This is a genomic window from Flavobacterium sp. N502540, assembly GCF_025947365.1.
Classification (GTDB): domain Bacteria; phylum Bacteroidota; class Bacteroidia; order Flavobacteriales; family Flavobacteriaceae; genus Flavobacterium.
This window is the reverse complement of record NZ_CP110012.1, coordinates 1,835,609-1,860,679: the sequence shown is the minus strand read 5'-3', so window position 1 is coordinate 1,860,679 and position 25,071 is coordinate 1,835,609. Positions and strand designations below refer to the sequence as shown.

The window sequence follows — 25,071 nt, the reverse complement described above, 5'->3', positions numbered from 1 at the left end:
CCAACTAAGACTGCGACTGAAAACTGAGACTGTAAACTAAAACTAATAACGAGACTTACTTCACTTCTTTAACCAAATAAATATAAACGGGAAAATGGTCACTAAATCCAACTTCTGTCAAACTATGTCGCAGCGGATAACCTTTATACGTTCCTGAGCTCTGGATCAGAAAAGATTTATTGAAAATTCCCGCTTTCCAAAAGTTAAAAGTCGAAAAATCAGATTGCATAAGTGACTTTGTAATGATGATCTGATCGAAAATATCCCAGGAATCTCTAAATGCAATTGTGCCTAAACCTTTATGGAGCATTCCCGCAAAGGGATTAAAAAGCCCGAATTCCTCTACTTCTGATTTTTTCGTCTTTGCACCCAAAACAGTTTTTACACTTTTATTAAAGGGCCCATCATTCAAATCACCCATCGTAACCACTTTAGCATTGGGATTTATTTGCTGTAGCGAATCGATAATTCTTCTGTTTAAACTTCCGGCAGCTTCCCGAAAAATACTGCTTACTTTCTCCCCTCCTGATCTGGACGGCCAATGATTGACGATAATATGAATTTCCTCTCCTTCTAAAAATCCTGAAATTAAAAGCTGATCTCTGGTAAAAACCCGATTCTTATTATCGTTTTTAATCTCAATATCATCTTCCGGTTGCTGAACCTCCTCTTCTTTATCAGCATTTTTCTTTAGATAAATACGCAGCGGAATATTGGAATACGACGTGGGTCTAAAGTATTTTCTCTGATATAAAAGCGCAACATCAATTCCTCGTTTATCCGGCGAATCAAAATGAATGATCCCATAGTCAAAAGGAAGTAAATTTGGTTGTTTCACCAGATCTTCGAGAACTGTGCGGTTTTCAATTTCGGCACCGCCAATGAGTACGGGAGCATTTGAATTATCCGGCCTTCCAATTTCAGATAAAACTCTGGACAGGTTTTTTAATTTCTGTTCGTATTTTTCCGTCGTCCAATGCTGAGTCCCATTGGGTGTCCATTCATCATCGTTGGTATTGACATCATCATTAGTATCGAAAAGATTCTCAAAGTTGTAAAATGCAATAGTATGGATAGCATATTTTTTTGGCTGTGCCTGCAGCATTATAAAAGATAAAAAAGCGATACTACACAATTGAAAAGAAATTACTCTCATAAACTTAACTCTTTAAAAGCTTCAATTTAAACAATTAAAATAAATTGTAGGAATTTTCTAATGTTTTTATTTTTTAAAATATTTATATTTGTTTTATCTTTACGAATGAATCAGCAGAAAAACATGAAAGCGAGCGCCCGTCAATACCACATAAACTACTTTTCTATTTATAAACTTGCATTTCTTATTTTTGCTTTACAATCCATCCACTGTCAATCACAACAAAACATGATAACACCACCTTATTTACAAAAAGGAGATACTGTAGCCATTTTAGCAACGGCTAGAAAAAATATAGACGACAATCTAAAACCTACTATTGATTTATTACACAGCTGGGGACTTGAAGCTGTCGTTGGAAGTACTATTGGTTTGGATTTTAACCAACTGGCCGGTACCGATGAACAACGTGCTTCCGATTTTCAAAAACAGTTAGACAATCCAAATATCAAAGCAATATGGTGTGTTCGCGGTGGCTATGGAACGGTGAGGATGATCGATTTACTTGATTTTACCAAATTCAAACAACACCCAAAATGGATTGTTGGTTTCAGTGACGTTACCGTTCTGCACAATCATTTGAATACGATGGGCTATCAGTCCATTCACGGGATCATGCCTGTAACGGTTCCAAGAGCAACTCCCGCTGCGGTCAGTTCAATGAAATCTGCCTTGTTTGGTGAACCTATTTCCTATACTATTGCTCCGGATAAAATGAACCGCTTTGGAACAGTAACCGGTGAATTGGTGGGCGGTAATTTATCTATTTTATACAGTTTGTTAGGTTCTCCTTCGGCGATTGACTGTAAGGATAAAATTTTGTTCCTTGAAGATCTGGACGAATATCTTTATCATATCGATCGTATGATGATGAATTTAAGACGCAATGGATGTATCGAAAACCTAAAAGGAATTGTTGTTGGAGGTATGACCAAAATGAAGGATAACGAAGTTCCATGGGGGAAAAATGCGGTAGAAATTGTAGATGATGTGACCAAAAAGTACAATATTCCCGTAATTTTTAATTTCCCAGCCGGACACATTCAGGACAATAGGGCCTTAATTATGGGAAGTACCGTTACTATTGATGTAAATGCATCCGGAAGTTCTCTTACCTTTAAAAAATAATAGCTTCTGAGATTTTTCTCTAAAGAATTTTAAATACCACATATCGTAATCTCGCAAAAACGCGAAGTCGCAAAGTCATATTCCTTTCTTTGCAACTTCGCGTCTTTGCATGCAAATTGCTCATTACAGCATAAAAAAATCACAATTCGCAATTCATAATTAAAAGATGGCAGAACACAACGAACTTGGAAAAAAAGGTGAAGATCTCGCTGTGGAATATCTCGAGCAAAATGGCTATAAAATTCTCGATCGAAACTGGACCTTTCAAAAGGCCGAAATTGATATTATCGCAGAAAAAGAATCTATTTTGGCCATCATTGAAGTAAAAACAAGATCGACTCTGGATTTTGGTTTACCACAGGATTTCGTGAAACCTAAAAAGATTCAACTGCTGGTAAAAGCTGTAAATGCCTATATAAACGATAGGGAAATGGATATTGAAGTCCGTTTTGACATCATTGCGATACACAAAAACAAGGAAACATTTGCAATTGAACACATTACAGACGCTTTTTTCCATTTTTAACATAATTTTACCTTGTTATATTTGTAACAAATTGTTCTTTTATTTATATTCGCGAAGTTTTATAACACAAAATTAACTACAACAAACCAATTAAGTTACAAAAAAAAAGAAAAAAACTATGAAAACCGTTTCTTCAATCGTCGAAAATTACATTAAAACAAAACCCTTTTTATTAAATGCGTTATCGCTTGGAATTATCAACCTCACTTCTCTTTCACGGAACATTATGACCGAATTAGAAAGTGAATTTGGTAAAGAAGTAAAACAAGGCGCTGTTGTAATGTCATTAAAAAGACTCACAGAAGAACTGGATTTTAAACTGAATCATAAAATCAATAAAGTAATTAAAAATATAGGCGAAATCACTGTTCGATCTGAATTGACGGATTATACTTTTGCCGCTTCCGAAACTGTTTTAAACAAACAGGCTGATTTAATTTCTGATATCAATAGTTTATCTGACATCTTTTATACCTCATCACGTGGCGTAAACGAAACCAATATTGTGGTAAGCAGCAGCGTAAATCATTTGGTTGAAAAACACTTTATGCGTGAGAAACTTATTCAGAAGTTAGACAACTTGGCCTCTATAACTGTAAAATTGCCAAAAGAAAACATCGTGGTTCCCGGAATTTACTATTTCATTTTCCAACGTTTGGCGTGGGAAGGAATTATCATCAATGAGGTAATTTCGACTTCAAATGAATTTACCATTTTAGTTGGAGAAGATCAGGTTGATGTTGCTTTTAAAGTAATTAAAGACTTAAAAAACTAATTGCGAACTAAACCACTCTGCACTGAAAGTGCAGAGGTTGGTTTCACAAGGCTGTCCGAAAAGCAATGACAGTCTTTTTTATACTTTAGATTGAATTATAATCCAAAAGCAGTTTCCCTTAGTCAGCAAAAATTATACGTCTTAATCCAGCGCTGATTTGACAGATTCGCTATCGCGAAGACGCTGATAAAAACGGATTTTAAAAATTAAAAAATCTTTAAATGAGGAAAAAAATCTGTTTTTATTTGCGTTTTTAAGAGCTAAAACCATTTTATCCGCGTCGAATTAAAGTAGTTATTTAAAACAGTACAACATAAAAGAGACTCTCTATACTTTTAGGACCTCTTCATTTTTAGAAACTTTTTAGCAACACTAAAATTTAACAATATTAAAAAGGTCAAAGATTGTATTCTTTCCCATTACTAAAGTACTGCACTAAATTACAGAGTTTTAACCCCGAACCTGAGACCAATAAATTCGCTTCTATTTAAAAGCTGAATTTGTTCATACTCCCCTACAGGAACGGTGTTGAAATATCCAATTCTCAGGCTTTTATTTCAATTCGAACGCCTTTTTTTACCAGAAATAACTTAAAAAATTAAGGTTGTTAATTTTGATTTTATTTTTCAATTCCATTCATTTGCAGTCGAAATTAATCAAAAAAACAAATGAAAAAAAAATTACTTGTAGTAACATTTTTACTAATTAGTTCATTATTTATTGCGTGTTCCAGCGACGAAAGTAAATCAGATAATCCGAAACCGGTTGTTACTGTTCCTTCGGCAATTACCGTTACCAACCTTTCTTCTGAGTTTATTGTAAAGGGGGAAAGTTTAGAAATTACCGGAACGAACTTTACCAACAAAGATTATCCAACAAAAATTTTTATCAATGAAACAGAAGTAACGGCAAAAGAACTTACAGATACTAAATTTCTATTATCTGATTTAAAAGGTATAAAAGCAGGAACAAATTCTTTGACAATACAAATTGACAAAATAAAAAGTTCCCCTATTAGTTTTTTTGTAATAGAAAAAGGATGGAATAAATTGACTACTTTAGGAGATCTAGATATCAATACTTCTTCTATAATTGACAATAATTATAATGTTTACTCATTTTATGGTGAAAATTACCCGATAAAATTACAAACCTCTTCTTCAGGTTATTCTAAGGCTTCAATACCATCATTAGCGATAGGTGGTGCTTTCAAAATGTTTGATGACAAAAAAGGCGTTTCAACTAATACAACTCAAATTATTTACAGCAATGACGGATTTAAAACAAATAAGGTCATTAATGTGGGGTCTAATTTCAATATGATTATAAATGGGTTGCGAATAGGATATTTGGATGAGAACACTACAATTATTAACAACCAAATTGCAGCTCAGGTTTATTTGGCTGATAATGGCACAACAGTTATTAAAAATGAATCCCCAAGTTGGGCAAAAATAGATCGCCCAGGAGGCGGAATAACAACCAGAGCATCCATTTCAGGTTTTGGTAAATCAGCTTCAAATGGTAAATTCTACCAAATTGGTAAAATATATGATCAAAAAAAATACGGTTCGATTATAAAAAATATTGTTCTGGAATCTGAGACCGGATATAGCAATTGGACTGTATTAGACTCCATCTCTAATGGAAATCAAGATTATTCTGTATATAAATTTGTTGATATCAACAAGATTGTAATGACTAATATTACAAAAGAGACCTTAGAAATATCAACAGACATGATGAAAACATGGAGTATAATAAAAACGAATGTATCTAGAGCCTTCCTGAGAACATCGACACAATGGTACATTCAATCTGGTGATAAAATATTAGTAACGAAAGATTCCGGAATAAACTGGGAATTGGAATTAGAGTTACCTTCTGGTTCTGTTGTTAATGATATTTCTTTTTCTAAAAATAAAATCATCCTTTCAGGCAAGAAAGGATTACATTATTTAAAAGTTGAATAACACTTATGTTCATTAAAGCAAAGGGGCTGTCTCAAAAGTGAGTCTGCCCCTTTTTTGTATATGAGATATTATTAACAAATGACCCAAGCGATAGCGAACAGGTACTGCAAATTCATTAATTAATTTTCTACAAAGTTTTTAAAACAATTCGTGAATTCGTGGCGACCTCTTTTATTCTCCCAACATCTCCATTAATTCCAATGCTCGTTTGGTCGATTTTACATTATCAAAAGTCAGCAAAAGTCGTAAACCATTAGGTGTTTGTTTTTCTTTCATTTGGCAAAGATTACTATGAGTCTGTACAAACTTGATCACTTTATGGAAACGCTTCGATTGGTAATAATCAGATTGTTGATCTGAAACGAAATAACCAATCATTTTACCTTTCTTCATCACTAACTTCTCAATACCTACACTTGTTGCAATCCATTTGATTCGAATACTATTCATCAACGCATTGGCACGCGGAGGCATTGGACCGAAACGGTCAATTAGTTTATTTTGAAAGATTACTAATTCTTCCTCATTTTTCACACCGCCCAACTCGTTGTATAAACTCAAACGTTCGGTGACATTGTTGATGTATTCATCAGAAAACAATAACTCAAAATCAGTATCGATTTGCAGGTCTTTTACATATTCCTTGGTTTCAATATCGTTCTCTTCCGGATATAAGTCTTTGAACTCATTCTCCTTCAATTCTTCGATGGCCTCATTCATGATTTTTTGGTAGGTATCAAATCCAATTTCATTAATGAAACCACTTTGTTCTCCCCCCAATAGATCTCCTGCACCACGAATTTCAAGATCTTTCATCGCAATGTTAAAACCGCTACCTAATTCGCTAAATTGCTCTAAAGCCTGAATACGTTTTCTGGCATCTTCGGTCATAGAGGAATAAGGCGGACAGATGAAATAACAGAATGCTTTTTTATTGCTTCGACCTACTCTTCCTCGCATTTGATGTAAATCAGACAATCCAAAATTATTGGCATTGTTGATGAAAATCGTGTTGGCATTTGGTACGTCCAGACCACTTTCGATAATTGTTGTGGCTACCAGAACATCGAAATCGCCGTTCATGAAACCCAGCATCAATTCTTCGAGTTTCGCACCCTCCATTTGTCCGTGACCGATTCCAACTCTGGCATTTGGTACCAAACGCTGAATCATACCGGCAACTTCTTTTATATTTTCGATTCGGTTATTGATGAAGAAAACCTGACCGTTACGCTGAATTTCATACGAAATGGCATCACGGATTATCTCTTCATTAAACCCAACAACATTGGTTTCTATAGGATATCGGTTTGGCGGAGGAGTTGTAATAACAGACAAATCTCTCGCTGCCATTAATGAAAACTGCAACGTTCTCGGGATTGGCGTTGCCGTTAATGTTAGTGTATCGACATTCGCAGCAATGGTCTTAAGTTTATCTTTTACGTTTACTCCAAACTTTTGTTCCTCGTCGACAATCAATAAACCAAGGTCTTTAAAAACTACATTTTTATTGACTAATTGGTGTGTTCCAATCACAATATCCAGTTTTCCTTCTGCTAAATCTTTTAAAGTTTGCGCTTTCTGTTTGGCGGTTCTAAAGCGGTTCATATAACCAATGGTAACCGGCATGTCTTTCAAACGTTCTGAAAACGTACGGTAATGCTGGTAAGCCAAAATGGTGGTTGGAACCAAAACAGCTACCTGTTTGCTATTGTCTACTGCCTTAAACGCCGCACGAATCGCTACCTCTGTTTTTCCAAAACCTACATCACCACAAACTAAACGATCCATCGGACGATCGCTTTCCATATCCGCTTTAACCTCTTGTGTTGATTTAGTTTGATCTGGGGTGTCTTCGTATATAAACGAACTCTCTAATTCGTTCTGTAAATAACTGTCCGGTGCAAACTGAAACCCTTTTTCCAAACGTCGTTTGGCATACAACTGAATCAAATTGAAGGCAATATGTTTGACACGCGCTTTGGTTTTTTGTTTTAAAACTTTCCAGGCGTTCGATCCCAGTTTATATATTTTGGGAGGAGTTCCGTCTTTTCCGTTGTATTTTGAGATTTTATGAAGCGAGTGAATACTCACATACACAATATCATTATCGGCATAAACCAGTTTTATCGCTTCCTGTGTTTTTCCTTCGACCTGAATTTTCTGCAAGCCGCCAAATTTCCCAATTCCGTGATCAATATGCGTTACATAATCACCAACGGAAAGCGCTGTTAATTCCTTAAGCGTAATATTCTGTTTTTTCGAATATCCGTTTTTGATATTAAACTTATGATAACGCTCAAAAATCTGGTGATCGGTATAGGCAGTAATCTGGCTTTCTTCGTCAATAAACCCCTGAAACAAAGGCAATACAACGGTATGGTATTGTTTTCGAATGTTCTCGGAATTGGCCTCGTCTAAAGTTTCAAAAATATCATGAAAACGTTTGGCTTGCGTTTCATTCGAACAGAACAGATAATTTTTATATCCGTTAAAATGATTATCACTCAGATTATTCAGCAGCAAATCAAATTGTTTGTTGAAGGAAGGCTGAGGGTGAATATGGAAATCGAACGTTTTTGTAGTTTTGAAAACAGGTTTTGAAGCCAATTCGACTATTGAAAAATCTAGCGCCCGTTTGATAAATGAGGTTTGATTTAAAAATAGCTTTTCAGGTTCTGCGTGTTTTATTTCTTTTGAAAGCTTCTCGAAAGCTTCTTCAGCCCTGACGAATTGTTTGTCTAACTGAGTAAAAAGTCCTTCTGTATTTTGAATAAACAAGACGGTTTTCTCGGCAATATAGTCTAAGAAACTCTCTCTGTTTTCCTGAAAAAGTTTGTTCTCGACATTCGGGATTATCGTGATCTTCTTATGGGTTTCTACTGATAGTTGTGTTTCGACATCAAAACTTCTGATGCTGTCTACTTCGTTACCAAAAAACTCTATTCGGTACGGATGATCGTTAGAAAATGAGAAGACATCGACAATTCCTCCACGAACAGAAAACTCTCCCGGTTCTGTGATAAAATCGACTCTTTTAAATTCATATTCAAACAAAACTTCGTTGATGAAATCTATCGAAATTTTATCGTTCAAAGCGACTTTCAAAGTGTTTTTATCGAGTTCCCTTCGTGTCACTACTTTTTCGAAAAGTGCTTCAGGATAAGTAACAATCACTGCCGGTTTTTTACGGGAATTGATTCGGTTTAAAACCTCAGCACGAAGCAAAACATTGGCATTGTCTGTTTCATCAATTTGATACGGACGGCGAAATGACGCGGGATAAAACAACACATCCTGTTCTCCGATCATTTGTTCGAGATCGTTCAAATAATAAGCCGCTTCTTCTTTGTTGTCTAAAACAACTAAAAAAGGCAATTCTGATTTTTTGAAAACAGCACGCAAAACAAATGAAACTGCTGATCCTAACAATCCGTTAAGATGCATTTTTATTTGTTTCTGTTCCAGTAATTGTGTGGCAATCTGCTGATTTTTTGGCAGATCATCATACAGGGTATATAAGGCGTTTTTACTCAACTTTTGGTGTATTTGGATCTATATTTTTTACCGGAACCGGAGCTGTGGTCTCGTTTGGAATGGCACGAGCGGTATCTAACATTCTTAAGAAATCTTCCTCACCTTCTTCTTTCGGAATTTTACTTTTTACAATAACAACGTCCATTTGTCTTTCTAATGAAACCAATTCTTTGTTGATTTCACCAATTAAAAATGTTACTTTCTCCGAAGGAATCTGATTCAGATGAATGAATAAATCCATCATTCTGACTTTTGTAATCAAAATAGAAATTCGGCTTCTGATCTGTGGAATATTGAATTCTGCAGGAATATTATTGTTTAAAGCCATTACTTTTTTTGAAATCGCTGCTGACTTTTTTTGAAATGCTCCAATTGTTTTTCTGGGTTTATCTCTGAGTTCGTTCAGAAAATCGCGCCACTCACTCCACGAATTCACTTTTTGCTCCGAGATTTCGTTGATTGGCTCATCGATAAAAGACCAGCTTTTATTGATTTTATTAAAAATGACTTCGTTTTTTTTGGCTTCCTTTTCGTTTTCAGCGCGGCGTTTTTCATCTTCATTCTGACATGAATTCAATACAAAAACAAAAAGCAAAAAAAGAGATATCTTATATTTCATTTGGTAAAACATTAAGCTACAAAGTTACGAAGTAATTTTACAATTACGAATTCTGATTTTTGGTACAAATTGCATTATTTAGCGGCTAATAGACCGAAACAAATTTAGGAATTCTACTTTGTAAGACTTATGGAAAAATCCTGAATTCCTGATCGAAAATACTTATATTTTACAATTTACATTCTGTATTCAACAGCGAATAATCTAAAAAAGAATCTTTATCATTGTTAAATTTATAATTTGTTCTCCTTAAAAGCGAAAACATTTGCGAAAACGTTATATTTGTCTTTCAAAAAAACTATTCAAAAAAATGAATCCAAAAATATTAATCATTGGTGCCTGCGGTCAAATTGGGACGGAACTGACTCAAAAACTGCGCAAACTATACGGAACAGACAATGTAATTGCTTCTGATATTAGAAAATTAAATACTGACGTTGTAAATTCCGGTCCGTTTGAAGTAGTCAATGCTTTAGATTTCAACCAAATTGAGCATCTTGTTGAAGTACATCAAATTACTGACATTTATTTGATGGCAGCACTTTTATCGGCTACAGCTGAGAAAAACCCTGCATTTGCCTGGGATCTGAATATGAATTCATTATTTCATGTTTTAAATTTAGCAAAAGCCAAAAAGATAAAAAAGATATTCTGGCCTTCCAGTATTGCGGTTTTCGGACCTACTACTCCTAAAGAAAATACACCTCAATATACCGTAATGGAGCCTTCTACGGTTTACGGAATTAGTAAACAAGCGGGAGAAAGATGGTGCGAATACTACCATAATATTTACGGAGTTGATGTTCGAAGCATCCGTTATCCGGGCTTAATCAGCTGGTCGACGCCTCCGGGTGGCGGAACTACAGATTACGCTGTTGATATTTTTTACAAAGCTATTGCCGATAAAAAATACGAGTGCTTTTTATCTTCGGAAACAAAAATGCCAATGATGTATATGGATGATGCTATTGATGCAACTATTAATATCATGAAAGCTCCGGCAGAAAAAATCAAAATACATTCATCCTACAATTTAGCTGCAATGAGTTTTACTCCTACTGAAATTGCCGCAGAAATTAAGAAACATATTCCTGAATTCGAAATAACATACAACCCTGATTTCCGCCAGAAAATTGCGGACAGCTGGCCGGCTAGTATCGACGATTCTCAGGCAAGAGAAGACTGGGACTGGAAACACACTTTTGATCTGGAAACCATGACAAAAGACATGTTAGAGCATTTGGGATAACATCTGCTTATAAAATAAAAAAACGCACAAATTGTGCGTTTTTTTTATGCTTCTCATTTGCTCACCGATATTACTTATTAGACAGTGGAATGGAGATTTTTCTATTCTTCTCCATCTGGTTGCTTTTTGAGAAAATAATCTATTAATAAAAAAGTCCCTTTTAAAATTTATTTCTAAAATTAAACGGGACTTTTTCATTCTCCTTCTTTCTCCGGAATCGCTGTTTGCTTTTCGATCAATAAAACAGTCTTTTCTATTCTTTTCAGGAGTTTAAATATGGTAATGAAAGATACCGGATCTGCGGTCAGATTATCTGAAATTAAAATCTTACCCGCTTTTCTTTTATCTTTAACATCTACCAGCACATCTACGCTAATGTTGTAAAAAACCGCAATTTTCTTTAAGTTTTTATACGTTGGATAAAAGATATCGCTTTCCCATTTTCCATAAATCGTTTGTGAAACTTTCAGAATAGTCGAAATCTCCTTTTGCGACATCCTTTTTTCTCCTCTTAATTTTTGCAATCTAGTTCCAAAAGTCATTTTACTAATTTTTGAAGCCAATGTACTACAAAAAAGCTTTAGTTTTGAAGTTTAAAACTTTTAAATTAAAGAAAAATCTTATTTTATTGTTTTTTTGTGGGAATCTAATTTGAAAACTATGCGTTTCTTTCTAATTTTTGTATGTCTTTTTACTTTATCTCTTTATTCTCAAACTAATAAAATACCCGATTCTTTGAATTCCGTTAAAGTAAATTTTTACTCTGCAATTTTACCCGGACTGGGTCAGGTTTATAATAAAAAATACTGGAAAGTTCCATTTATTTATGGAACGATTGGTATTGGTATATCTTTATATATCGACAATCAGAAGCAATACAACATATATCGGAATGAATATAAAAACAGACTTGCCGAAAAACAAAGTGATTCAGAATATTTATCTGATTTAAGTAATTCTCAATTACTTGCTGCTCAAAAACAATTCAAGCTAAAAAGAGATCTGTCTCTATTATGTATTATTCTATTCTATGCTTTAAATATTATTGATGCAAATATTGCCCCTTCTTTATCACAATTTAATGCAAGCAAACCATTAACACTAAGACCTATGATAAATACAAATACTATAACTTTAAAAAGCGACTTCGGTTTTAGCTGTATTTACAACTTCTAAAGACAAAAAGCCAAAGCTAGCAGAAAACTAACTTTGGCTTTTTTTATATTTAAGTGACTATTATTTCACCTCATAAACATTATTTGCTGCTTTTACATCAGCCATTAATCCGCTTGGATCAATCGTGATTTTCTTAATGGCAGTTTTATTTTTATCTATTGTAAAACTGTAGTTCGATTGTGCCCAGGCCCAGTCGTCTAAAACAGTTCTTTTTTCATTCGGATTTGGATTTGGTTTGATGAAATTCATCATTCTTAACGGAATGTAGAAGCTTTCAGAAGTTCCGTCTGTATACTCCACTGTTAAATCAATCGGCATTGGCATTCTTCCGATTCTTTCTAAAGTAACATTCGTTTTTCCTGCGTTATCCGCTACTTCTTTGATACCATAATCAATAGTATTGGTAGTTCCTGTCCAATCGATTAAATACCAATCTAATTCTGCTCCTGAAACTCTCTCTGCTGATCTTTTAATATCATTTGGAGTAGGGTGTTTGAATTTGAAATCATTGTAATATCTTTTCAAAGTAGCGTCTACATTTTCTTTCCCAATTACATATTCTAATTGCGACAAGAAAAGACTTCCTTTTACATAAGAAGAAATACTATAAGGTCTGTTTTCATCATAACGGTCTCCATGAGTTGTTTGCGGTTGTTCTTTTCCTGAATTAACTAAGCTGTAATAAGATGCATAATTTCCTTTAAATGGATTCACTTCTTTTTTATCCCCTTTTAATTCATTCAAAGCACTGTCTTCAATGTAAGTGGTAAAACCTTCATCCATCCAAGGGTGTTTTGATTCGTTTGAAGCCAAAATATGCTGAAACCAGGAATGTCCTAATTCATGAGTTGCTGTTCCTAAAATTCCTTCAAGAGTTCCGTTTCCAAGCATCAGAGTACACATTGCATACTCCATTCCGCCATCTCCACCCTGAATAAAAGAGTATTGTTTGTACGGATATGCTCCCACTCTGTGGTTGTAATAATCCATTACTTTCACCATTAAAGGTTCTAATTGTTTCCAATTTGCAGTTGTTTTTGGATTGTTTTTGTAGAAGAAGTGCAAATCAACATCATTGGGTCCTTTTACAATATCATGTGTGTATTCTTTATCTGCTGCCCAGGTAAAATCATGAACGTTTGGTGCAATAAAATGCCAGGTCAATGTTTTTGTTTTCTTTGGATAAGTAACGGTTACGCCAGCATCTTCATAACCGTGGCCTATTTGATTCTTATCTTCTAAATATCCTGAACCTCCGATAGTATAATCTTTATCGATTGTAATTTTCACATCAAAGTTCCCCCACACGCCATGAAATTCTCTAGCGATGTATGGATCTGCGTGCCAGCCTTCAAAATCAAATTCGGCTAATTTTGGGTACCATTGTGACATTGACAATTCAACTCCTTCAGAATTATTACGTCCTGTACGACGAACCTGAACCGGAACTTGCCCGTCAAAATCTAAAGTAAAGGTTGTTTTAGAATTTGGTAAAATTGGTTTCACCAAAGTCACTTCTAAAATAGTTCCTGAAACTCTCGTTTGCGCCGAAACGCCATCTTGTTTCAAGTCTGAAACTTTTAAATACCCAATTTCATTTGGTTTTAAAGTTTCAATTCGGCTCTGTTTGGTTTCTTTACCATCTGCGCCTTTTATTTTATTTACCATTCTTCCATCAGGATCTTTTATAGAATGCAGACGTGCATCCATTTCACTTCCCGGCTGAAACGCATTCAAAAACAAATGGTAATACACTTTCTTTAAAGTATCAGGAGAGTTGTTTGTGTACACTAACTCTTGTTTTCCTTTGTACTGATAGTTTTTTACATCCATGGAGACTTCCATTTTGTAATCGACATGTTGTTGCCAATAAGGAGCGCTTTGTGCAAATGCTGAGTTTAAACTCAAACTCAAAAAAGATAGTAGTAAAATTTTTCGCATGGTTATTTCAATCAAAATGGAAGAGCGCGAACTCTTCCATTACATTAGTATTCTGTTTTTGTTTATTTTTTAGACATTTTTTCTGCCATCAATAAAGCATTGTAAGCGTTGACCATTTTAGCTGTTCTTGATGATTCTTTGGAAGAAACTGCCACCGGTTTTGCTTCCGGATTTGGATTTGTTCCTAGAACAACCATTGATGGAAGCGCAACTCCTGACTCCATTAAAATTTGTTTTACCTGAGCTGCTTTTAATTTTGGATAGTACGAACGTATCAGTGCTGCAACTCCTGCTGCATTTGGAGCAGCCATTGAAGTTCCTTGCAGATATTTGTACTTGTTATTAGGTACCGTTGCATAAATCTCTTCTCCCGGAGCAAAAACATCTACGTTTATTTTTCCGAAGTTCGAAAATCCAGCTACAACAGTTTCGCCATATTCTTTATTAAGTGCACCAATTGTGATTACGTTATCCGCAAACTCTTTAACGTTATCTTCTGAGTCGTTTGGATAGTTGATGTTTTTGGTTTCATCAATATTGTATCCGTCATTTCCGGCGGCATGCACAATCAAAACATCTTTTTTCGCAGCATATTTTATTGCATCATATACCCATTTTTTATGAGGAGAGAAACTTTTTCCGAAACTTCCGTTGATCACTTTCGCTCCGTTATCTACTGCATAGCGTATCCCTAAAGCAATATCTTTATCGTACTCATCTCCATCCGGAACAGCTCTTACCGTCAGGATTTCTACATTATTGCTAACTCCGTCTCCTCCTAAGTTATTCCCGCGAACCTGCGCAATAATTCCGGCTACGTGTGTTCCGTGAAGTGCTTCCTCTTTATCAGGACCAAAAACGATGTTATTTCCATAACGTGCGTTTTTAATATCCTCCGGATTATCACCTACAATTTTTCTTCCGTCGAATTCTTTATTTAAGTTGTAGTTCAACTGACCGTAAACCTGCTTACTATACTCTTTTAACTCAGAGTCAGGGTCAAAAGTTGGCCCCGCATTCGTTAAAATTTGAGTCATGATTTCTTTGCTCTGAGCTACTTTCGGATCTGTAGAAGTTATAACATCTAAATCCTCAATTTTATAAGTTGTTTTATTAAGTTCTTTTTGTATTGTTTTATGAACTTCTAACAAAAAGTCAGATTGCTGCTTGTCTCGTAAAGCTTCTTCATACTTTTTCGTATACTGTGCCAAAGCCTCTTTATACTCCTTAGATCCGTCATCGCCTTTTTTAACGACACGCGTTAATTCAAGATTTTCATGAACAGCATTTCCTAAGAAATTCCATCCGTTAACATCATCAATAAATCCGTTTTTATCGTCGTCGATTCCGTTACCCGGTATTTCTTTTGGATTCGTCCAGATCATCCCTTTCAGATCTTCATGTTCGATATCGACACCTGAATCTACAATTCCCACGATCACCTTCTTTCCGGTTTTTCCCTGTAATAATTCAGCGTAAGCCCTATCGACACTCATTCCCGGGATCGAATCTTTGATTAAATCAAGATGACTCCATCTTTTTAATTCATTTTCGCTAACAGGGGCTTTTTTAACAACGGCTAAAGGAGCTTTAATAAATTCTTTTGTTGCCGAATTTTGCGCTTGCAAAGTAGTGCTGCAACCTGCTAAAACGATTAATGCAAAAGCAGATAATTTGAGATGTTTCATATGACTCATGTATCTAATAAGTATTCTAAAGTTAAATTATGGGTCTAAATTATGATTTTTTGTTACATAAAGCTAACGATTAACACTGTGTTATGATTTTTTGTTTGTGTTTTAAGAAAGTGTAAAATACAATTAAGACTCTTAACTCCAAATATTTACAAAAATCCTTACATTCAAAAAATAGTTGCTAACTATTTCTTCTTTTAATGACTAAAAAGATATGGTTTACGTCTTTCCGTAAGGAAAATTCGCCTAAAAACCTTATCCTTGCGTCAGAAACCTCAAAAACATACTTTTATGAAAATAAAACTACTTTTTTTGCTTCTGTAAAATGTATCTCCCTGTATACCAAACCATCGGTAATATTCAGAGGTACCATTTTTAACCGGTTTTAAAATAACAATAAAAAAGGTATATTTTTTTGTTGTTATTACTCTTACAAATCAAGCTTAAAGGCTCACTCAATAAAACCTATTCTAACCAAAAAACACACTATTAAATAACCAAATTTTTATCGTATGAGAAAAATTTTACTTTTATTTTTAATACTTTCTTGCTTTCACATTAAGGCACAATGTATCCAATCTACAGCCGCCGGATACAACCATAATATTATAATAAAGCCAGACGGCACCATGTGGGCATGGGGTAATAATGGTAATGGTCAATTGGGAGATGGCACCACAACTCAAAAAAACGCTCCTGTAAAAATAGGAACATCAAATGACTGGAAAACGGTAAGCGCCGGATGGGGACATACCGTTGCAATGAAATCAGACGGAACTTTATGGGCTTGGGGTTATGGTTCATTAGGGCAAATAGGAAACGGTCCGGGCACTGTTACCGGTTATAATGCTGCCCAACAAATCGGATCTGCGAAAGATTGGCAAAGTATATCTGCAGGAGGAAATTATACCATGGCAATAAAAACCAACGGTACTTTATGGGCTTGGGGATATAATTCTACAGGACAATTAGGCGATGGCACCACCGTTAATAAAAATATTCCAATACAAATAGGAACCGATACTGACTGGCAAACTGTAGCTGCAGGTGGAGAACATACAATTGCCTTAAAAAAAGACGGTTCTTTATGGGCATGGGGAGAAAATTCTAAGGGGGCTTTAGGAGATGGTACGTTAATTAGTAAAACCATTCCAACGAAAATAGGAACTGCTAATGACTGGAAAACAATTTCTTCAGGATACAGTCATTCAATCGCTCTAAAAACTGATGGAACTTTATGGGTTTGGGGTGAAAATATAAATGGCGGAGTTGGAGATGGAACCTCTATAAATAAAAATTTACCAACACAAATTGGGGTATCTACAAATTGGAAAAGTATTTCTGCCGGATGGAATAGTAGTTATGCCATCCAAACCGATAATTCATTATGGGCTTGGGGTGACAACTTATTTGGAAAACTGGGCAATGGTACAACTGTAGGAAGTAATACCCCTATACAAGTAGGAACAACTACCAAATGGTCTTTAATTTTAGCAGGCAATTACCACACTGTTGCGGTTGATACAGGTGGAGATATATGGACTTGGGGCAGAAACCAAAGTGGACCATTAGGTGACAACACAACCATCGATAAAAAAGTGCCAACAAAAATAGATTGCCCATCGTCTTTAACAATTACAACATCTTTTACGGCTATAACGTGCACGGGTTATGCTAATGGTTCAGCCTCAGTAACAGCTGTTTCTGGTGGTACGATGCCATATTCATATCTTTGGTCTAATGGATATACAACTTCAACCATCACAGGATTATATCCGGGAAATTACACCTGCACGGTAAGTGATGCTACATCGTCAGTATCCAAAACCATCACGATTATAGAGCCAATTCCTATTACTGTTCAGGCAACTGCGACATCTGTTTGTAATACTAAAAATGACGGAATTATAACCACTATGGCAGCTGGCGGAACGCAACCTTATCAGTATGCTATGTATCCTGCCATGAATTTCCAGTCTTCAAATATATTCTCTAATTTATCAGCAGGCACGTACTCGATTATTGCAAAAGATGCCAAAGGATGTACAACCAATCCTTATACGATAACCATAAACTCATCCATCACAGCTGCTCCAACTGCAAATGCACAGTCTTTTAATAACAGTGCTACTATTGCCAGCTTACAGGCTACGGGATCTAATCTTAAATGGTACAGCAGTGCCATTATACAGAGCGACTTAAATTTATCTACTCCTTTACAAACAGGCAAATACTATGTTTCTCAAACGGTTAATGGATGCGAAAGTACCAGAACTGTTGTTGATGTCACCGTTATTCCTTCTTTGATAGACGGGCAAGTACCAACAAATGGTTTAATTGCTTATTTCCCTTTTAATGGAAATGCAAATGATCTTAGCGGAAACGAATCAAATGGAACCGTAACAGGCGCTACACTAACATCAGACAGATTTGGAAATAATAATGCAGCTTATAGCTTTGATGGTTTAAACAATTATATCGATGCTGTTCTGCCAAATATTCCTAAAAACAATTCTTCGAGAACAATCTCAGGATGGTTTAAAACAAATGATGCTTTTCCTGATCCGAGTAAATATGAAGTCTCCATTTTTAACTATGGGACTTTAGCAAAATTGCAAAGATTGTCTCTTTCTGTTTATCCTAAAGGTTATCTTCAAGCAATAACTGGTTCTGATTTTTCTAATGATGATTTTTATGTAAACAACTTTGATTATGCTAACAACGATTGGTATTTTTTCACCGTTACCTATGATGGAACTCAGCTTTCGATATATGTAAACGGCAAATTTGTGGATCAAAAAGCGGTGAATTTAAATACTGTAGGCACTATTTTTAGAATTGGACAAAGAATTTCCGGAGATAACATAAAAGAAGACTTTAAAGGTACAATAGATGATGTTGCCATTTGGGATCGTGTACTTACACCGGCAGAAATTTCAGCTTTATATATGCCTGAAAATGCAGAAAATTACACTTTAATTCCTGACCCAAATTTTGAGCAAAAATTAATTGATAGCGGAATTGACAGCGGGGCCATCGACGGTAAAGTTTTGACCTATAAAATTAGCACTGTAAAGATCTTAAATGTTACCAATCGTAATATTTCAGATTTAACAGGAATTGAAAACTTTGTATCGTTAACTGATTTGTATTGCGGTCAAAATTCATTATCAGCATTGAACGTGAGCAAGAATAAAGCTTTGATCACTTTAGACTGTAACAACAATAAAATAACTTCCTTAGATGTAAGCAATAATACCGCCTTACTTAATTTAAGCTGTTACGCAAACCGATTAACCTCTTTAGACGTTAAGGTAAATACAGCGTTACTGAAATTAGATTCAGGTTCAAACCAATATACTTCTTTGGATGTGAGCACCAATACGGCATTAACATTTTTGGGCTGTAATACCAGTCAATTAACTTCTATAGACGTGAGCAAAAACACTGCTTTGACTCTTCTGGATTGTCGTGAAAACAAAATAACCAACCTGGATGTTTCTAAACTCACTACTCTAACAGAGCTATATTGTCAGTCCAATCAATTAAAAGATTTGAATATAAGCAAAAATAAATCCCTAGAATTTGTAAATGCTTCAAAAAATCAAATAACCACTTTGGATCTAAGCATAAATACAGCCTTAGTGGGTTTATATGCTCACACTAATCAATTAACAAGTCTAAATTTGAAAAATGGAAATAATATTAACTTTCAATTGCCATTTCTAAATATTACAAACAATCCAAATTTAAGCTGTATTCAAGTTGACGACAAAGCCTATTCTGATCTTAACTGGGCAGCAAAAAAAGATGCAACTGCAAGCTATAACACTAACTGTACCTCCGGTTTTGCTCAGATTCCAGATCAAAATTTTGAGCAAAAATTAATTGATTTAGGAATTGATACCGACGGCCTAAACGGAAAAATCTCTGTTGCAAACATAAGCTCAATTACGTCTTTAGATCTTTCAAACAGTACTATTAAAGATCTGTCAGGTATCGAGAGTTTTACAGCACTAACATTTTTAGATTGCAGTAATAATCAATTGAAGACATTAGATGTGAGCAGGAATCTTGCCTTAGAAACACTAAATGCGTCTACAAACCAACTTACAACATTAGACCTTTCTAAAAATGCAAATATTAAGATCATCTATATAGCAAATAACCCATTAATTTCATTAAACCTGCGAAACGGTAATAATAGAAATTTTGTTTTAGCTTCTCCAACAGATAAAAAAACGGCCTCTTTATATACCAGTTTTTTAGGACTTACAACTCTTAGTTGCATACAAGTTGATGATGCCAACTATTCGAATGCTAACTGGTCCAGAATCAAGGAGCCCAACACAATTTATTCTAATAGCTGTAAGAATTTAGGAATAGAAGATTCTGTTTTTGATAAAATAACAATGTATCCAAACCCAACAACCGGTGAAGTGAACATTAATAATATGGCTTTAGAAAAAGCAACAGTTTATAATTCATTAGGACAATTGATAAAAACATTCACTTTAAATTCAAGCAATACAAACCATACAATAAGCTTATCCGATTTACCGAAAGGAGTTTATTACGTATATTTAATCCATCAGGGTGCCGCTTCTGCGAAAAAAGTTATCCTTAAATAATACAATTTCTTTAAACTCAAAAATCCCATTCGCCGCAGCGAATGGGATTTTTTTTTAATTATTCGAAAGTTAGGTTCTTCCAATACGTCTTCCCGTAAGGAAATACCGACCGAATTTTGTAGACTTGCGCGATCTAATCATAAATGTAATCTATGAGAACAAAACTACTTTTCTTGCTACTATTAGTAAGTTTTTCTATTCATGCGCAGCAGTACACTGTTATACCTGATGTGAATTTTGAAAATAAATTAATCGAACTAGGAATTGATTCGGGAACCCCTGACGGGAGAGTTCTGACCTCTAAAGCGGCTGTTGTAACTTATTTGGGTGTTAACGACTGCTCCATTACAGACCTTACCGGGATTGAAGATTTTATTGCCTTAAACTCTTTGTCTTGTTACAACAATAGATTGAGTAAACTGAACCTATCAAAAAACAATAAACTAGCCTCTTTACATTGCAGCAATAATCTGTTAACGACATTGGATCTTGCTAATAATCCACTCTTAACTAGCCTGGAATGTGACAATAATAAATTAACAATGCTTGATTTTTCTAGCAATACAGCACTTAAAACTATTTTTTGTCACAACAATCAGCTTACAAGCATAGATGTTTCCAAACAGTTAATGCTGGAAAGTCTGAATTGCAGTCGTAATAGTATCAAAATTCTAGACCTGTTCTCTAATCTAATGCTAAGGTCTTTATGGTGCAGTAACAATCTGTTAAAAAGTCTCGATCTGAGCAAAAACAATAAACTGGCTGTAATGACTGCCCATACAAATTTGCTAACCTATTTGAATATACAGAACGGAGCAAATTATTTATTTAATCCCAATGCTTCTTATGCAACCTTTTACGGTAACTATCTGGAATGCATTCAGGTGGACAATATAGAAGATGCAAAAAAAATCTGGTCTCAAGCAAAAGACCCATCGGCAAGTTTTAGTACAGATTGTCCAGCATATACCTTAATTCCGGATGTGAATTTCGAAAACAAACTTATTGCGCTTGGCATTGATACCGATGGAAAAAATGGAAAGGTGAAAACAGAAAACATTTCTAAAGTAACAACCTTAAACATCTCCAGAAGCTCTATTACTAATCTAACCGGAATTCAGGACTTTACAGCTTTAACATCTTTAGACTGCAGTAGTAATAATATCACAAATTTAGATTTAAGCAAAAATACCGCTTTAACCAGTTTAAAAACTGAAAGTAATCGCGATTTAAATACTTTAAATGTAAGTAAGAACACCAATCTGACTTATTTGGATGGTTACGGAAATGCACTGGAAACCTTAGACCTGACTTCAAACACAGCTTTAAAATTTTTAAGATGTGGTCAAAATTATACAAAAAATTTTACGACGCTAAATCTTTCGCAAAACATCAATCTAACCGATTTAGATGTCTCCCACATACGAAATTTAACCACTCTCGATTTAAGAAAAAACACAGCTTTAAGACAACTAAAATGTAATAATACCCAATTGACATCCCTAAATTTATCGATGAATACAGCATTGGAGGGCCTATTTGTCAATAACAATAAATTATCAACATTAGATATCAGCAACAATACACTATTACAAACCTTAATCTGTGATTCCAATCAAATAACCGCTTTGGATATCAGCAACAATAAAGCCTTAACTTTTATAAACTGTGCTTCTAACAATTTAAAGAGTCTGAATTTAAAAAACGGAAACAATTCTAATTTCCTCCAAACCCATAAAATATATCAAGCGGGTAATTATATTGAAATCTATAAATCATCTTTTAAAATCAATAAAGATTTAACTTGTATTCAGGTTGATAATATTGATTATGCCAGAACGAACTGGTCTGAACTAAAAAATGAGGGCACTTATTTTACTTCATTGGATTGCAGCCTTTCAACTATTATTACAGATCCAAAATTTGAAGACAAACTAATTGCTCTTAACATCGATAAAGACGGAAAAAATGGAGCTGTTTTAAATTCGAGTATTAGCACTATTAGTGCTTTAGATCTTTCAAACAGTTCCATTTCTGATTTAACCGGTATTGAAGGTTTCACAGCCTTAACCAACCTAAACGTTTCTAACAATGTATTGCAGAAATTAGATGTTTCAAAAAATGCTGCGATAAACACTTTAAATACCGCTAACAATGCTGCTTTGACCTGTATTCAGGTTTCAGATCTTACCGCTGCTGCTAAATGGGCTGTAACTAAAGATGCTTTTACCCACTTTAATTTAGACTGCAATGTTTATACGCTTATTCCGGATCCCAATTTTGAAGATAAATTAATCGCTTTGAATATTGACAGAGATGGGAAAAATGGAAAAGTAAAAACCGAAAGTATTTCTAAAGTAACCTCTTTAAACATCTCACAAAGCTCTATTTCTGATTTAACCGGAATTCAGGATTTTAAATCTTTAACAGATCTGGAGGTTACTCATAATAAGATATCCGTAATTGACCTTTCTAAAAATGCAGAATTATCAAGTTTGAGCATGTACGGCAACAACCTAAAAGCTATTGATCTTCAACACAACACAAAACTAACCTTCTTGTCTTTACCCTATAATGCTTTGACTTCATTAGATGTTTCAAAAAATAAAGAATTGATTGGTTTATATTGTTCCAATAATCAGATTGAAAAATTAGACGTTTCAAAAAATCTAAAATTAAGCAATATAATGGCTGATACTAATGCTTTGACCAGCGCAAATCTTAAAAATGGAAAAAACACCTTAATATATAATTTTAGTTTAGCCCAAAACCCTAACTTAAGCTGTATTCAGGTGGATGACGTGAATTACTCGAATGCAAATTGGGCCACGAAAAAAGATGCCACAGCAACTTTCTCTTCTAGCCCATGCCCTGTAAAAACACTTTATACTTTGATTCCGGATGTGAATTTTGAGAAGAAATTAATTGCCGATAAACTAGACACTGGAATTCCTGATGGAAAAGTCTTAACCGAGGCTATTGCTGCTGTAAAAAGCTTAGACCTTAGTAATTCCTCAATTACTAATTTAACGGGAATTGAAGCTTTTAAAGAATTAACGTTTTTGAAAGTGAGTCAAAATCAACTAACAACATTAGACCTTTCTTCCAATACCAAGTTAACTACATTATATGCAAGCGAAAATAAGCTGAAAAACATAAACATAAGGGCAAACATCTTATTGACAAATTTATCTGTTCACCAAAACGAATTAACCGCATTAGATGTCAGTCAAAATAAAAAATTAACAAACATTAGTACGGCCAATAATAATTTAACAACTCTTGATGTTTCTGAAAATATTGAATTATATACTCTTATTTGTGGCTCAAACCAATTAACGGCTCTTGATGTTATAAAAAATTTAAGTTTAAAATCTTTGCAATGTGATAATAATCAAATAACAACTCTAGATCTTTCTCAAAATAAAAGTTTAGTTTCTTTATTTGCGTATAAAAATAATCTAACAACTCTAGATCTTTCTCAAAATATCACTTTAATCTCTGTTTATTGTCGTGAAAATCAGCTAAGCTCTATTAACCTTCCTGAAGCTAATAGTTTGAAAGTTGTGCAGGTAAGCTACAATAAACTAACCGCTCTTGATCTTTCTAAAAATAAATCTTTAACAGAACTATATGCTTATGAAAATCAATTAAAGACAATAGATCTTTCTGAAAACAAGGCTTTAAACCTTTTTTACTGTGATGGCAATCAATTAACAAGTCTTGATCTTTCTAAAAATACAGTTCTGAAAAATCTAACCTGTTCTAGTAATAAACTAACCTATCTAAACGTAAAGAACGGAAACAATATTAATTTAAACCTTAACAACACTGGTTTTTTGAGTAACACAAATCTAACTTGTATTCAGGTTGATGATGCTGCCTTTTCTAATACCAACTGGTCCAACAGAAAAGATACCACTGCAACTTTTAATACAGACTGTACTCCTGAATTTACTTTACCCGCAGACAATTTCGCCATTCAAACGAAAAGCGAATCCTGTCTTGGGGAAAATAATGGAGAAATAAGCATTGTTGGAAAAGCAACATTTGCTTACACTGCGACTATAAACGACAAGCCTTATACTTTTACCAATAACAGCTTAAAAGTTAGCGCTCTGGCACCCGGAAACTACAAAGTTAAGATCACTATTCCGGATGTTATTTTCGAACAAAACTTTGCGGTTACCATTGCAAAAGGCGCTACTATTACCGGAAAATCAAGCGTAACTGCTAAAACGGTTAACGTTGAAATTATGGAAGGAACCGCTCCGTTTACCGTTTTTGTGAACGGAACAGAACAATTCAAGACCGATGATGCGGCTTTCTCTGTGGATGTTGCTAAAAATGCCTTAGTAGAAGTGGCGACTGCAAAAGCTTGTGAAGGTGTTTTTGCTAAAAAAGTTTCTGTTTCAGATTTCGAATCACAAATCTTATCGGCTTATCCAAACCCAACTTCGGGAGGTTTCGAAATAGAAATTCCGGGTGCTAAAAATGAAGTTCAAATAGAATTATACAACTTCTCCGGTCAGCTAGTTTCAACCAAAAACTATGTTATTGAAAATGGAAAAGCACTATTGAATCTTGACAACCAACCGTCAGGAATTTATGCTGCCAAAATCTATTTGGAGACTCCGGAATACATTAAAATTATAAAAAAATAAAG

14 protein-coding genes are annotated in these 25,071 nt (G+C 34.6%); 8 read left to right on the top strand and 6 right to left on the bottom strand.

Going from position 1 to position 25,071, the window contains the following annotated elements:
• Window positions 1–55: 55 nt before the first annotated feature.
• The gene (locus tag OLM58_RS08235; RefSeq protein ID WP_264531908.1) at window positions 56–1,156 is read right to left on the bottom strand and encodes an endonuclease/exonuclease/phosphatase family protein; all 1,101 of its coding nucleotides are present in this window, start codon (window positions 1,154–1,156) and stop codon (window positions 56–58) included.
• A gap of 228 nt (window positions 1,157–1,384) precedes the next feature.
• Here OLM58_RS08235 and OLM58_RS08230 point away from each other — a divergent pair, with 228 nt between their 5' ends.
• From OLM58_RS08230 to OLM58_RS08215, 4 genes are all read left to right on the top strand, one after another.
• A complete protein-coding gene (locus OLM58_RS08230) occupies window positions 1,385–2,284 on the top strand; it encodes a S66 peptidase family protein (RefSeq protein WP_264531907.1) in 900 nt (299 codons plus the stop codon).
• 166 nt (window positions 2,285–2,450) lie between these two features.
• A complete protein-coding gene (locus OLM58_RS08225; protein WP_249966730.1) occupies window positions 2,451–2,810 on the top strand; it encodes a YraN family protein in 360 nt (119 codons plus the stop codon).
• 118 nt (window positions 2,811–2,928) lie between these two features.
• Window positions 2,929–3,585, top strand: a complete 657-nt coding sequence (locus tag OLM58_RS08220; protein ID WP_068841546.1) for an aspartate kinase — start codon at window positions 2,929–2,931, stop codon at window positions 3,583–3,585.
• A 668-nt stretch (window positions 3,586–4,253) separates the two neighbouring features.
• Window positions 4,254–5,558 (top strand): hypothetical protein, encoded by a 1,305-nt coding sequence (locus OLM58_RS08215; protein ID WP_264531906.1) that lies wholly within the window; start codon window positions 4,254–4,256, stop codon window positions 5,556–5,558.
• Window positions 5,559–5,729: 171 nt separating this feature from the next.
• On the opposite strand, the gene mfd is transcribed toward OLM58_RS08215, so the two are convergent.
• The gene (gene mfd, locus OLM58_RS08210) at window positions 5,730–9,095 is read right to left on the bottom strand and encodes a transcription-repair coupling factor (RefSeq protein ID WP_264531905.1); all 3,366 of its coding nucleotides are present in this window, start codon (window positions 9,093–9,095) and stop codon (window positions 5,730–5,732) included.
• The gene (locus OLM58_RS08205; RefSeq protein ID WP_264531904.1) at window positions 9,088–9,714 is read right to left on the bottom strand and encodes a hypothetical protein; all 627 of its coding nucleotides are present in this window, start codon (window positions 9,712–9,714) and stop codon (window positions 9,088–9,090) included. The genes mfd and OLM58_RS08205 overlap by 8 nt, the downstream gene beginning before the upstream one ends.
• A 310-nt stretch (window positions 9,715–10,024) precedes the next feature.
• On the opposite strand from OLM58_RS08205, the gene OLM58_RS08200 reads away from it, so the two are divergent.
• Entirely contained in the window at window positions 10,025–10,963 is a 939-nt protein-coding gene (locus tag OLM58_RS08200) for an L-threonine 3-dehydrogenase (protein ID WP_017494581.1), read from the top strand.
• A 194-nt stretch (window positions 10,964–11,157) separates the two neighbouring features.
• Here the strand turns inward: OLM58_RS08200 and OLM58_RS08195 are convergent, their stop codons facing one another.
• Entirely contained in the window at window positions 11,158–11,505 is a 348-nt protein-coding gene (locus OLM58_RS08195; protein WP_264531903.1) for a helix-turn-helix domain-containing protein, read from the bottom strand.
• Window positions 11,506–11,698: 193 nt separating this feature from the next.
• On the opposite strand from OLM58_RS08195, the gene OLM58_RS08190 reads away from it, so the two are divergent.
• Complete coding sequence (locus tag OLM58_RS08190) at window positions 11,699–12,139, top strand: DUF5683 domain-containing protein (RefSeq protein ID WP_264531902.1); 441 nt, start codon at window positions 11,699–11,701, stop codon at window positions 12,137–12,139.
• Between the two features lie 60 nt (window positions 12,140–12,199).
• Here the strand turns inward: OLM58_RS08190 and OLM58_RS08185 are convergent, their stop codons facing one another.
• A complete protein-coding gene (locus tag OLM58_RS08185; RefSeq protein ID WP_264531901.1) occupies window positions 12,200–14,080 on the bottom strand; it encodes a M1 family metallopeptidase in 1,881 nt (626 codons plus the stop codon).
• Window positions 14,081–14,142: 62 nt separating this feature from the next.
• A complete protein-coding gene (locus OLM58_RS08180) occupies window positions 14,143–15,777 on the bottom strand; it encodes a S8 family peptidase (RefSeq protein WP_264531900.1) in 1,635 nt (544 codons plus the stop codon).
• A 509-nt stretch (window positions 15,778–16,286) separates the two neighbouring features.
• On the opposite strand from OLM58_RS08180, the gene OLM58_RS08175 reads away from it, so the two are divergent.
• A complete protein-coding gene (locus tag OLM58_RS08175) occupies window positions 16,287–20,405 on the top strand; it encodes a LamG-like jellyroll fold domain-containing protein (RefSeq protein WP_264531899.1) in 4,119 nt (1,372 codons plus the stop codon).
• 152 nt (window positions 20,406–20,557) lie between these two features.
• On the top strand, window positions 20,558–25,069 hold the full coding sequence (locus OLM58_RS08170) for a T9SS type A sorting domain-containing protein (RefSeq protein WP_264531898.1): 4,512 nt from the start codon (window positions 20,558–20,560) through the stop codon (window positions 25,067–25,069).
• The last annotated feature ends 2 nt before the right edge of the window (window positions 25,070–25,071 follow it).

Coding starts and splice junctions, on each gene's coding strand:
- OLM58_RS08235 (WP_264531908.1), bottom strand. CDS start 1,156: ATGAGAGTAATTTCTTTTCAATTGTGTAGTATCGCTTTTTTATCTTTT.
- OLM58_RS08230 (WP_264531907.1), top strand. CDS start 1,385: ATGATAACACCACCTTATTTACAAAAAGGAGATACTGTAGCCATTTTA.
- OLM58_RS08225 (WP_249966730.1), top strand. CDS start 2,451: ATGGCAGAACACAACGAACTTGGAAAAAAAGGTGAAGATCTCGCTGTG.
- OLM58_RS08220 (WP_068841546.1), top strand. CDS start 2,929: ATGAAAACCGTTTCTTCAATCGTCGAAAATTACATTAAAACAAAACCC.
- OLM58_RS08215 (WP_264531906.1), top strand. CDS start 4,254: ATGAAAAAAAAATTACTTGTAGTAACATTTTTACTAATTAGTTCATTA.
- OLM58_RS08205 (WP_264531904.1), bottom strand. CDS start 9,714: ATGAAATATAAGATATCTCTTTTTTTGCTTTTTGTTTTTGTATTGAAT.
- OLM58_RS08200 (WP_017494581.1), top strand. CDS start 10,025: ATGAATCCAAAAATATTAATCATTGGTGCCTGCGGTCAAATTGGGACG.
- OLM58_RS08195 (WP_264531903.1), bottom strand. CDS start 11,505: ATGACTTTTGGAACTAGATTGCAAAAATTAAGAGGAGAAAAAAGGATG.
- OLM58_RS08185 (WP_264531901.1), bottom strand. CDS start 14,080: ATGCGAAAAATTTTACTACTATCTTTTTTGAGTTTGAGTTTAAACTCA.
- OLM58_RS08180 (WP_264531900.1), bottom strand. CDS start 15,777: ATGAGTCATATGAAACATCTCAAATTATCTGCTTTTGCATTAATCGTT.
- OLM58_RS08175 (WP_264531899.1), top strand. CDS start 16,287: ATGAGAAAAATTTTACTTTTATTTTTAATACTTTCTTGCTTTCACATT.
- OLM58_RS08170 (WP_264531898.1), top strand. CDS start 20,558: ATGAGAACAAAACTACTTTTCTTGCTACTATTAGTAAGTTTTTCTATT.